Genomic DNA, 9335 nt, shown 5'->3' with positions numbered 1-9335 from the left:
CGCGTCCGTCACGTCCTCGCCAGACACCGTCAGCGTCGCCGAGAGGCTCTGCCAGCCGCCCAGCAGCTTGCGCGCCTCCAGCTCCACGCCGCCCACCCGCTGGGCCTGGGCGCCCTGCTCTGCCTGCGGCCCACCGGACAGGCCGATGCGATCCCTCCGGAACCACGCCCTCGCGGATCCCCGCGCGCCTCCGAGCTCGCCCGAGAGGCGGAGGCTCGTCGCCACGCGCCCCGTGCTCTGCCTCGCGTCCGGGAGTGGATTGGTCGCGGTGCCCGCCAGCCCTCGATCATCGAAGGACAGCTCACCCAGCAGATCCACCTCGTAGCCGCTGGCCCACGTGTGCCTCAGCCTCAACAGCCCGCCCGTGCCCCGCGCATCGTTGTTGGTCCGGCGGCGCTCGACCGGCTCGTCTCCCGGGAACGCGGGGCTCGGATCGAAGAGGAACGGGAAGTCTCCGCTGGACCGTCCGCCGTGCACCAACAGCAGCGTGTCGACTCCCGCCACCGGACCTGTCGCGGACAGCCATCCCAGCGCCGTGCCCCAGCTGCCGTAGGTGGCCTCGCCCGCCACGCGCGGCTCGGCGCCAGGGCTCCGGGTGATGACGTTCACCACGCCTCCCAACCCGCCCGAGCCGTAGCGCGCACCGGCGCCACCACGCAGCACCTCGAAGCGGTCCACCAGGGCCAGCGGCACGCGAGACAGATCGACAATGCCTCCCGCGCCGTTGAGGGGAATGCCATCCAGCAGCACGAGCGTCCCGTTGGGAGAGGCCCCGCGCACCACCACGTTCTTGCTCTGCCCGTACCCGCCGCTGTCCTGCACCAGCACGCCCGTGGAGGTGGAGAGCACCTCGGCGGCATCCTTCGCGGCTCCGCCAAAGTCCGAGGTGTGGATGACGGTGAGCGCGCCGCTCGGGTCCCTCTGGCTGGCCGAGTCCAGCGGCTCGGCGGCGGGCGGCGCGTGGACCTCCACGGTAGGGACGGTGATCACTCCGCCCTCGGGCTCGGCGGAGACGGCCGGGCCTTGCTCGGGCTCGGCCTCGGGCTCGATGACGATGGGAGCCGGCTCACCCGCGTCCGTAGCGGCGGGAGCCGGCACGCTCCGCGCCCGCGCGGCTCCGCTCAGGATGAGCGCCAGACCGAACCCGGCCCTGGCGAGAAGTGGCCAGCCCATGCTCCGCCTTCCACTCTCTTCCTCGAAGAGAGAAGGCCAGCCGGTGCCGTCTCGGGGACGACCGGACCTCTGGGCAGGTCTCCTGGCTCATGGGCTCCGGGGTGAGAGCGCACGCTGCGCCTCTCCGGAAGGAGTCCTCCCCCTTCCCCAGGAGCCGTGCTCCCAAGTGGGGACTGCCGAGGACCCCGGCCCTGACCGACAGGGCTGCCCACTTACAGTGGCGGGACCGCGCCGGACTTCCACCGGCTTCCCTCTTGCGTGCCCGACGTGGGCACCCAAAGGCGCGCCCCTTCTAGGAGCTTCAGCCCACGGACGTCAAGCGCACCGCCGACCCGGCTCGGGCCTGCACGTACTGCTCGAAGGCGGACGCTTGGAGGAAGGACATCTCCACGCCCCCGAAGCGCAGCGAGGCCCGATCGAACAGCGGCGTGGGCCGGCCGGGGACAATGAGCACTCCGGCCTGGAAGGTGCCGTTGTGGCTCTCGGCATCCACCACGTGCCACATGCCGGTGTGCGGCTCGCGGCGGAAGCAGGCATGCAGGCGCGAGACCGTCGCGTCCTCGATGACGATGTCACACTCCGGGGTGCGCCCGAGCGTGATCTCCGCGGCACCTGGGGTGCGCTTGCACAGCTCGAACACGAGCGGCTCGGCGGGGACGGGCCTCTGGAAGCGGAGGTTGGACAGGGTGCTGCGGGCGAGCGCCACGTGGGGATCCGGCCGAGGCGGCGGAGACTCCCACACGAGCACGGGCCAGGAGACAGCCTTGAGCACCGCCTGACGGTCATACAGGAACTGCGAGACCAGCACCGAGAACTTGAGCGCCAAGACCCCTCCCCTCCTCCCCGGAATCGAGGCCCGAACGTGTGCATGTCCCCCGAGCGTGACCAGCCCTCCTGTACTCAAGGCGACTTGCGCTGATCAGCCCCTTCCACTCCCAGCAGGATTTTTCCCGGGAGCACTTCTGCGGGCACGCGCCGTGTTCACCCGGCGACTCGCGGCGGCTGGGGCCGGGGTATGCTCGGCGCTCCAGCCCAGGAGAAGACGACCATGTCGTGGCTCGACACATTGGATGACATCCGGACGCGGGACTTCAGCAAGGTGCCCGTGAAGGAGCGGGACAAGACGGCGCGAGATGTCATCAACATGTGCTCGTACGCGGCGGCGCTGGTGGCCATCTCTCCGCTGCCGCTGTCGGATGTGGTGCTGACGCTGCCCATCCAGACGGCCATGGTCATCACCGTGGGCCACGTCTACGGGCGCAAGGTGAGCAAGGCGTCCGCGAGGGATCTGATCCTCGAGCTGGGCACCACGGCGGGAGTGGGCCTGCTGGCCAGGCAGGGCATCAAGGCGCTCATTCCGGTGTTCGGCGCGCTGCTCACGGTGGCGCCGGCCTTCGCGGCCAACTGGGCCATGGGCCGCGTGGCGATGGAGTACTTCCAGCACCCGGACCTCTCGCGCGAGAACCTGAAGGAGGTGTTCCGGCGCGCGCGCACCGAGGGCTCCTCGCTCTTCTCGAAGGACGCGTTCGACCGCTTCCGCAAGCAGAACACGAAGGCCGTCGAGGACGTGGCGAAGGAGGCGAGCGAGGAGGAGCAGGCCGAGGCCCCCGCGCCGAAGAAGAAGGCCTCCGCGAAGAAGCCGCAGCGCAAGGCCGCGGCGAAGAAGCCTGCCTCGAAGAAGCCGGCCTCGAAGCGGACCTCCGCGCGTCAGTAGGCCCGAGACCGTCCACGCCAGTCCACGTTCCTGGACGGTGGGCGCGCTCGTGCGGGCATGCGCTCCACGCCTCTCAGAGGGAAAACACCGTTGGCACGGCTGCTGCTCTAGGCCCGGGCGACCTCAGGCGGTCGAAGCCGATGAGGCGCCCGCGCCGCGGTGGCGCGGGAGGAGTGAAGGAGCGAGGTAGGAAGATGCTGACGGCAGGAAAACGGTTGGCGGTGTTCTCCATTCGGGAGGGCAAGGGCGGGAGCATCTGGGTGCGGGCGGGGAGCGCCTTCGTGAACAAGGATGGCTCGTTGAACGTGCTGCTGGATGTGCTGCCGCTGGACGGCAAGCTGCACGTGCGCGAGGCGGCGGACAAGCGGGACGGGGTGCAGGCCGCTGGCGGCCGCTTCTCGTCGGAGCCGGGGCTCGAGTCGGGGCTCGTGGGAGGCCACTCATGAGCCGGCGCGGGGTGCTGGTGGCGTGGGCGCTGGTGCTCGGGCTGGGAGCGTTGGGGCCCGGGGTGGCGGAGGCCGGCAAGAGCCGCACGCAGTACTCGGGGGTGGTGAATCTCAACGAGGGCTCGAAGGAGGAGCTGGATCGGCTTCCGGGCGTGGGGGCGAAGGCGGCGGAGCGCGTCCTCGCGTACCGGCAGAAGCAGCCCTTCAAACGCATCGAGGAGCTGGTGCGGGTGAAGGGCTTCGGGAAGAAGAAGTTCGAGAAGCTCAAGCCGTTCCTGTCAATCACCGGCCCCACGACGCTGACGGAGGAGAAGGCCAGCGGCTCGGACGCGCCGAAGAAGAAGAAGTCGAGGCACTGAAGCCGTAAGCCCTGGGGCCGCTCCGGTGCCTTCATGGCCGGGGCGGCCCTTGTCTCAAGTCCTGTTGCTCAGACGAGCCTCGACGCATCGCGTCACCACCCTGCCGGAGGGCGAGGCAGGTAGGACCCACCCTTCAGGTAGCCTGGTTGATCGCTTACCAGCTTGCCTTTCTTGGAGGTGCAATCAGTCCCCCGCTGTGGAAAAGAGGGAACGGAGCTAAAACTGTCGGATGGGGAACATGGAGGCCGAGTTGAAAGAGACTGCGGACATGAACGAGAGCGTCGAGCCGGCACCCACTGCACAGCCCGAGAAGGCCCGCGGGCCCCAGTTGGGGGAAGTGCTCGAGTTCATGCGGCTGCTCTGGGCCGTGGATCACGGTCTTCAGTCCACCTCCAAGCGGATGGAGTCCCAGTTGGGCATCACCGGCCCCCAGCGGCTGGTGCTGCGCCTGGTTGGCCGCTTCCCAGGCATCACCGCGGGCACGCTCGCTCAGATCCTCCACGTCCACCCGAGCACCCTCACCGGCGTCCTCAAGCGCCTGGAGAAGCGCGGCCTGCTGGAGCGCAAGTCGGATCCGCTCGATGGGCGCAAGGCCCTGTTCGCCCTCACCGAGCCCGGCCGGGCGCTGGACATCCCCTCCACGGGGACGGTGGAGGCGGCCGTCCAGCGGGTGCTCTCGAAGATGAACCGGGCCCGCATTCTCCACACCCAGGATGTGCTGACCGCGCTGGCCGAGGAGCTGGGCGCCATCACGCCCTCGTCCGGGCCCATGGACGACGGCCAACCCCGGGGATGATGGCTCGGGGCGACGCTCTGCCGCCCGCTGAACCCCCACCCCCGCCTGCCTTCCTCCGCCTGACAGAGTGCCCCTCCGCCGAGGCCCTTTCATAATGAAGGGCCGCGCATGCGGCGGGAGCTTGCTACACAATTGGGAAATAGGCGGCCCACCTGCGGGTTGCCTCGCGACTGAGCGGACGAGACTGTGACCGTCGAAACCCCGCAGACCCCAGGCCCTGAACTTCCCCCGCCCCCGCCCCCCCAGGCTCCGGCCCCGGCGAGGGCGAAGCTGCGCTCTCCCCAGGTGGAGGCCCTGCTCGCCGGCGTGCGCGCCCGCCAGCGGCGCCAGCTCTGGATGGAAGGCGGCATGCTGGGCGCCATCGCCCTGCTGGGGCTCGGGCTCGCCGGGGGTTTCCTGGGGCTCGTGGCGCCGGAGCTGGGCCGGTGGGTGCTGATCCTCGCCCCGCTCGTGGGTGTCGCCGTGGCGTGCGCGCTGGGGATCCTCTTGTCCCGGCGGCTGGTGGGAGATGACCTCCGCACGGCGCGGCTGATCGGTGAGCGCCGGCCGGAGCTGTCGCTGGACGTGCTCGCCGCGGTGGAGCTCTCCCGGGAGAGCGCGACGGAGCAGCACTCGCGGATGCTCGTCGCCGCCTTCCTGAGCGAGATGAGCTGGCGCGCCAGCATGGTGAGCCCGGCCTCCGTGGTGGACAGCCGGCGGATGCGGCGCGTGGCCCAGGTGCTCGGGGCCGTGGTGCTCGCCGTCATCGTCACGCTGGCGCTGACGGGCGGACGCTGGCGCGCGGGCGCGGGGAAGGCGTGGGCGGCAGGGCGCGAGGCCGAGGCCTCCGCGCAGGCCGAGCCCATCACCGGAGACATTGAGCTGACGTACCACTACCCGGCCTATACGGGGCTCGCGCTGCGCACCGTGTCGGGCACCAACGGAGAGGTGAACGCGCCGGCCGGCACCGAGGTGGCGATCAAGACGCGCTCGGACCGGGAGGTGGAGCGCGCCGAGATCGTCATCAATGACCAGACGCTGCCCCTCAAGGTGGAGGGCAAGCGGGAGCTGACCGGCTCCTTCGTGACGAAGAAGACGGGCAAGTACCACTTCATCTTCTACGGCCAGCGCGCCAAGCCCATCGCGGTGGGCCCGGACATTCCCCTCACGGTCGAGCCGGACGCGGCGCCCCAGGTGCAGCTGCTCACCCCGGCCGCCGAGCTCGAGGTGGATCCGGGCCAGAAGGTGACGCTCAAGTACGAGGCCGGCGACGACTACGGGCTGAGCGAGCTGGCGCTCATGTTCCGCACCCCCACCGCGCAGCAGGAGACGCGCGTGCCGCTGCCGCGCGAGGACGGCCGCCGCACCAAGGGCACGTACACGTGGGACCTGAGCCAGTTCACCGTGAAGCCGGGCGACCGCATCACCTACTACGTCGAGGCCAAGGACAACGACGCGGTGGAGGGCCCCAAGCGGGGCGTCAGCCGCACCCAGGTGCTGCGCATCTACAGCGCCGCCGAGCACCGCCGCGCCGCGCTCCAGAAGGCCGAGGCGCTCTGGGGCCGGCTGGTGGATCACCTCGCGGACCGGCTGGACGGCGGGGACCATGACGAGAAGAAGGACCTGCAGAAGGTCACCGCCGGCCAGGCCGTGGACGTCAACGGCCAGCAGCTGGTGACGGACATGCGCGCGCTGGCGCAGGACCTCTCGCGCGAGCGGGACGTGCCCCGGGAACTGCTCGGGGCGATGCTCAACATCGCGGATGGGCTGTCGAAGAAGATCTCCGCCACCATGGACTTCCGGCGCCTCTACCTGCGCACCCAGCGGCTGCGCGGCGAGGACTGGGGCACCGGCACCCGGCTGACGGCGGCGGTGAACGATGAGATCTCCGAGACGGAGAAGGACGTCCTCTACCTGGAGTCCCTGCTGGACCGGCAGAAGATCGAGGCGCTCCAGGAGCTGGCCAAGGAGCTGGGCGAGGAGCGGCGGGATCTGGCCCGGCTCATCGAGCAGTACAAGACCACCCCCAACGACGCGGCCCGCCAGCAGATCCTCCAGGAGATCAACCAGCTGCGCCAGCGCATCAACGAGCTGATGCAGCGCATGTCCGAGCTGCGCAAGGGCATCCGCGACGAGCACTTCAACTCCGAGGCGCTCTCCGAGATGAACAAGGACCAGGACATGCAGAGCGGCCTGGACCAGGTGGAGAAGCTCATGCGCGAGGGCAAGGCGGACGAGGCGCTCGCCAAGCTCCAGGAGCTCTCCATGCAGATGGACAAGATGATGGAGTCGCTCAACAAGGCCCAGGGCGAGATGGGCGGCGAGCAGTACCCGGAGCTGGCGCAGAAGTTTGGCAGCTTCATGGGTGACCTGCAGAAGACGGTGCAGGAGCAGCAGGAGGTGGCCGACGCCACCAAGGCCCTGCGCGACCAGGCCCGCAACCAGAACAAGGAGCGCCTGAGCGAGAAGGGCAAGGCCATGAAGGAGGACCTGCTGCGCCAGGTGGAGCAGGTGCAGAAGAGCTACCAGCAAGTCAAACCGGACCAGCTCAACAGCCGCGCGGCCGGCCCGCTCTCCGAGGCCCAGGCCGAGCTGGAGAACCTGAAGAACGCGCTCAAGTCGGACGCGTATGACTTGGCGGCGGACTCGGCCCAGCGCTCCGAGGACATGTCCCAGCAGCTCGCGCAGATGGGCGAGCACCAGCGCAAGCTGGACGAGATGTTCGGCAACCCGGACGAGGTGCGAAAGCAGTCGGAGCAGCTGGCCCAGGGCCTCCAGAAGGACGCGCAGACGATGCAGGAGGTGAGCCAGAAGCTGCAGTCGCTCTTCCCGGAGCCGGGCTCGCAGCTGAGCCAGCAGGAGCGCCAGCAGCTCAAGAAGCTCGCCGAGCAGCAGCAGCAGCTGGAGCAGAAGGCCCAGGGCCTGCGCCAGCAGATGGAGGAGATGCAGCAGCTGGCGCCCGTGTTCGGCCAGGAGGCCGGCGAGCAGATGGAGCAGATCGGCCAGCGCATGGGCGAGGCGGCCCAGAAGATGGGCGGCCAGGATCCGGGCCGCGGCTACGGCCAGCAGCAGCAGGCGCTGGAGGGGCTCAAGCACTTCCAGCAGCAGATGAAGCAGAGCCAGCAGGGCCAGGGCCAGGGCGGCCTGCCACTGCCCATGGGCATGGGAGGGCGGCGCGAGGGCAACGGCATGGATCCTCGCGAGAAGGTGGAGCTGCCGGACGAGGACGCGTTCCAGGCGCCCAAGGAGTTCCGGAAGGATCTGCTGGACGCGATGAAGCAGGGGGCGCCCGAGCGTTACCGGGAGCAGGTGAAGCGCTACTACGAGGAGCTGGTGAAGTGAGGCGTCACTCGGAGGTTCATGGGCGAGGCCCCGCTCTCCTCGGGGAGAGGACGGTGGGCGTGCTGGCGGTGCTCGGAGCGCTGGGCCTGCTGCTGATGGCCGCTCCGGCCCGCGCGGATGACGAGGCGGTGCGGGCCGAGGCCAAGGAGCGCCTGGCCAAGGTGGAGGACGCCATCGACGGGTGGGATCTCGTCGGCGCCCACCGCGAGCTGGAGGAGCTGGAGAAGCTCGTCCCGGAGAGCGTCGAGGCGCTGAAGTACTTCCATGGGCGCCTCGACTTCGAGGAGGGGCGCTACGCGGAGGCGGCGGACCTGCTCCAGCAGGCGGGCATCGAGGACAAGCCGGGCAGCTACCTGCGGCTGGCCAAGGACACGCTCGCCCTCACCAAGGGCCACAAGAAGGCCGAGAGCGAGCACTTCGTCTTCTACTACCCCAACGGCAAGGAGGAGATCCTCGTCCCCTATGCCCTGGAGACGCTGGAGTCCATCTACCGGGCCCTGCAGGAGGACTTCGGCTGGACGCCGCCGGGTGGCAACAAGATCCGCGTGGAGATGGTGAACAACGCCCGGGAGCTGTCGAAGATCAGCACGCTCACCTACGAGCAGATCACCACCACGGGGACGATCGCCATCTGCAAGTTCAACAAGCTGATGGTGACCAGCCCCAAGGCGGTGGCGCGCGGCTATGACTGGCAGGACACGCTGGCGCACGAGTACATCCACCTGGTGGTCAGCCAGAGCAGCCACAACTCGGTGCCCATCTGGCTGCACGAGGGGTTCGCGAAGTTCGAGGAGTCCCGCTGGCGCGGCGAGGGCGGGCTGGGGCTGAGCCCCTCCGCGCTGGCGCTGCTGGGCAAGCGGGTGAAGGCGAACACGCTGGTGCCGTTCGAGAAGATGAGCCCGTCCATCGCCATGCTGCCCAACGCGGAGGACGCGGCGCTGGCGTTCGCGGAGGTCTTCTACGCCATCGACTACGTGCACGACACGAAGGGCACGGCGGGCTTCCGCACCATCATCCAGGAGCTGCGCAACGGGCAGACGGACCGCAAGGCGGTGGAGGCAGCCATGGGCATGCCCTTCCCGCTCTTCGAGAAGTCGTGGCTGGCGTTCATCAAGAAGCAGTCCTTCCCCAAGGAGCTGGTGCCGCGCGAAGAGGTGGTGCTGAAGGAGCAGGCCAAGGGCAAGGACAAGGAGGATGCGAAGAAGGGGCGGGAGATCTCCTTCGGCGACTTCGAGGAGGTGGAGGATCTGCCCGCGCGCAAGCTGGCGCACCTGGGCGAGGTGCTGCGTGAGCGCAACCGCACCAAGGCCGCGGCGGCGGAGTACGCCAAGGCGTACCAGATCGTCGGCGACAAGTACGAGTCGGTGTCCAACAAGTACGCGCTGACGCTGCTGGAGCTGCGGCGGCTGGACGAGGCGGAGCAGGTGCTGCGCGGCTCGCTGCGAGTCCACCCGGGCATGCCGGGGACGAACGTGCACCTGGGCCGCATCATGCTGTTCCGCAAGGACTGGGAGAAGGCGAAGGCG

The 9335-nt window shown here is 69.4% G+C and carries 8 protein-coding genes and 1 riboswitch; of the genes, 6 read left to right on the top strand and 2 right to left on the bottom strand.

Translation table 11 applies throughout. The annotated features are described in order from the left end of the window. Together ACJ8AT_RS34440 and ACJ8AT_RS34435 are read right to left on the bottom strand one after the other, a co-directional pair. The coding region (locus ACJ8AT_RS34440) for a TonB-dependent receptor (protein ID WP_407742200.1) at nucleotides 1-1173 on the bottom strand (1173 nt) is incomplete at its 3' end. A gap of 54 nt (nucleotides 1174-1227) precedes the next feature. Then, nucleotides 1228-1467, bottom strand: a riboswitch (cobalamin riboswitch). Nucleotides 1468-1474: 7 nt separating this feature from the next. After that, nucleotides 1475-1999 carry an FHA domain-containing protein gene (locus tag ACJ8AT_RS34435; RefSeq protein WP_407742199.1) on the bottom strand — a complete coding sequence of 175 codons (525 nt, stop codon included), beginning with the start codon at nucleotides 1997-1999 and terminating at the stop codon, nucleotides 1475-1477. Between the two features lie 222 nt (nucleotides 2000-2221). Between ACJ8AT_RS34435 and ACJ8AT_RS34430 the strand changes: the two genes are divergently transcribed. The 6 genes from ACJ8AT_RS34430 to ACJ8AT_RS34405 form a co-directional block, all read left to right on the top strand. Next, complete coding sequence (locus ACJ8AT_RS34430) at nucleotides 2222-2887, top strand: YcjF family protein (protein WP_407742198.1); 666 nt, start codon at nucleotides 2222-2224, stop codon at nucleotides 2885-2887. Between the two features lie 194 nt (nucleotides 2888-3081). Further along, nucleotides 3082-3333 (top strand): hypothetical protein, encoded by a 252-nt coding sequence (locus ACJ8AT_RS34425; RefSeq protein ID WP_407742197.1) that lies wholly within the window; start codon nucleotides 3082-3084, stop codon nucleotides 3331-3333. Further along, on the top strand, nucleotides 3330-3692 hold the full coding sequence (locus ACJ8AT_RS34420) for a ComEA family DNA-binding protein (RefSeq protein ID WP_407742196.1): 363 nt from the start codon (nucleotides 3330-3332) through the stop codon (nucleotides 3690-3692). Before ACJ8AT_RS34425 ends, ACJ8AT_RS34420 begins: the two co-directional genes overlap by 4 nt. Before the next feature lie 268 nt (nucleotides 3693-3960). Further along, nucleotides 3961-4488, top strand: coding sequence for a MarR family winged helix-turn-helix transcriptional regulator (locus ACJ8AT_RS34415; protein ID WP_407742195.1), 528 nt, complete (start codon nucleotides 3961-3963; stop codon nucleotides 4486-4488). A 186-nt stretch (nucleotides 4489-4674) separates the two neighbouring features. Further along, complete coding sequence (locus ACJ8AT_RS34410) at nucleotides 4675-7809, top strand: DUF4175 family protein (protein ID WP_407742194.1); 3135 nt, start codon at nucleotides 4675-4677, stop codon at nucleotides 7807-7809. Continuing rightward, the coding region (locus tag ACJ8AT_RS34405; protein WP_407742193.1) for a peptidase MA family metallohydrolase at nucleotides 7806-9335 on the top strand (1530 nt) is incomplete at its 3' end. The genes ACJ8AT_RS34410 and ACJ8AT_RS34405, both read left to right, overlap by 4 nt.

Origin of the sequence: Hyalangium sp., assembly GCF_045802625.1 — a bacterium.
Taxonomy (GTDB): Bacteria; Myxococcota; Myxococcia; order Myxococcales; family Myxococcaceae; genus Hyalangium.
Note: the sequence above shows the minus strand (reverse complement) of the source record. Positions and strands in the feature narration are given on the sequence as shown.

Bases quoted from the DNA above. Each gene is read 5' to 3' on its own strand.
- ACJ8AT_RS34415 (WP_407742195.1), top strand. From the start codon at position 3,961: ATGAACGAGAGCGTCGAGCCGGCACCCACTGCACAGCCCGAGAAGGCC.
- ACJ8AT_RS34420 (WP_407742196.1), top strand. From the start codon at position 3,330: ATGAGCCGGCGCGGGGTGCTGGTGGCGTGGGCGCTGGTGCTCGGGCTG.
- ACJ8AT_RS34425 (WP_407742197.1), top strand. From the start codon at position 3,082: ATGCTGACGGCAGGAAAACGGTTGGCGGTGTTCTCCATTCGGGAGGGC.
- ACJ8AT_RS34430 (WP_407742198.1), top strand. From the start codon at position 2,222: ATGTCGTGGCTCGACACATTGGATGACATCCGGACGCGGGACTTCAGC.